Source organism: Flavobacterium cyanobacteriorum, from assembly GCF_002251835.1.
GTDB lineage: Bacteria > Bacteroidota > Bacteroidia > Flavobacteriales > Flavobacteriaceae > Flavobacterium > Flavobacterium cyanobacteriorum.
On record NZ_NOXV01000067.1, the window covers coordinates 1 to 1,711 of the forward strand.

The 1,711-nt window shown below is 39.9% G+C and carries 2 protein-coding genes; one reads left to right on the forward strand and one right to left on the reverse strand.

What is annotated here, in order from left to right; genetic code table 11:
- Positions 1-126: 126 nt before the first annotated feature.
- Positions 127-1,332, forward strand: coding sequence for a diaminopimelate decarboxylase (lysA, locus tag CHU92_RS00645; protein ID WP_094411580.1), 1,206 nt, complete (start codon positions 127-129; stop codon positions 1,330-1,332).
- Positions 1,333-1,391: 59 nt separating this feature from the next.
- Here lysA and CHU92_RS15690 read toward each other — a convergent pair whose 3' ends face one another.
- A complete protein-coding gene (locus CHU92_RS15690) occupies positions 1,392-1,592 on the reverse strand; it encodes a hypothetical protein (protein ID WP_165764545.1) in 201 nt (66 codons plus the stop codon).
- Positions 1,593-1,711: the final 119 nt, after the last annotated feature.

Below are 1,711 nucleotides of genomic sequence, written 5' to 3' on the forward strand. Positions count from 1 at the left end.
AATAAGCTGGAAATTAATTTAATACAATTTTTGTCGTGTACTTAGAACTTTTTGTTATAATTTTATTAGACACCACTAGTTGGCTTGGCTACAGGCCTATTGGTTACTACATTTGCAAAAAATATTATGGAAACTAAAACATTGCTTGCCCTGGCAGAGGAGTTCGGAAGCCCTTTATATGTTTATGATGCCGCTAAAATCCTGCATCAATATGCAAGATTGCAAAAAACTTTTATGAAGGTTGAAAACCTGAGGATACATTACGCTGTTAAGGCATTATCAAACATATCAGTGCTAAAATTGCTGAAAAAGGCAGGCGCAGGGCTCGATACAGTATCTATAGAAGAAGTGCAGCTTGGCCTGCTGGCAGGTTTTAGTCCCGATAAAATAATCTACACGCCAAATGGTGTTTCGATGGAAGAAATTGAACAGGTTGCAGCCTTGGGTGTTCAGATAAATATTGATAACCTTTCCATACTGGAACAGTTTGGTGCCAAACATCCGGAAACACCTGTTTGCATCCGTATAAACCCGCATGTAATGGCCGGGGGCAACAGCAATATTTCGGTTGGTCATATTGACAGCAAGTTCGGCATATCCATACACCAGATGCCACACCTGCTGCGTATTGCACAAAATACCGGGATGCACATCAACGGCATCCATATGCATACAGGCAGCGATATACTTGATATTGAAGTGTTCCTGTATGCCGCCGAAATATTATTTGAGGCTGCGACACATTTTAAAGAGCTCGAATTTCTTGACTTTGGCAGCGGCTTTAAAGTGCCTTATAAAAAAGATGATATTGAAACCGATGTTGAGGAGCTGGGCAGGAAACTTACAAAGCGTTTCAATGCCTTTTGCTCAGAATATGGCCGCAATCTTACCCTTGCATTTGAACCCGGCAAGTTCCTGGTAAGCGAAGCAGGCTATTTTATGGCGAAGGTTAATGTAGTAAAGCAGACAACTTCAACCGTTTTTGCAGGTATTGACAGTGGCTTCAACCACTTGATACGACCCATGTTCTATGGCTCGGAGCATTATATTGAGAATATTTCAAATCCGGGAGGCAAAGAACGCTTTTACAGCGTGGTAGGATATATTTGCGAAACCGATACTTTTGCCGGCAACAGGCGTATTGCTGAAATAAAAGAGGGCGATATTTTATGCTTCAGGAACGCAGGCGCTTATTGTTTTTCAATGTCCAGCAACTATAACAGCAGGGTGCGCCCGGCTGAAGTTTTATGGCATAACGGCAAAGGGTACCTGATAAGGCAAAGGGAAACGCTTGATGATATCATACGGAACCAGGTAATACTTGAGTTTTAACAGAAAATAATTAAAACAAAAAAGCCCGGGCTGCAGCCCGGGCTTTTCTAAAACCAGGATTATTTGTCCTGATCAAGTTTTTTCTTTGCTTTTCTTTCCTTCATGAGTTCAATAGTAGCGCCTCCTGCCCAATACATAGAGAAACTTACTAGAAAGATCATTAGCCAAAATCCAATAGTGAATATTGTAAGGAATGCAATAAAGCCAAGATACTGGTCAAATTCAAACATGTTTTCCGGAATTTTCGAATTCAGGCTCAAAGATAAGCCATATATTTATTTTAACCAACTACGCAACTAAAAAAGCAAAGGATATTTTTATCAAATCATTTTTTATCAATCCTGTCCTAAATAAAATTTAACACTATCAAACTTAACCA

Excerpts from the sequence above, each read along its gene's own strand:
- lysA (WP_094411580.1), top strand. The coding sequence starts at position 127 with ATGGAAACTAAAACATTGCTTGCCCTGGCAGAGGAGTTCGGAAGCCCT.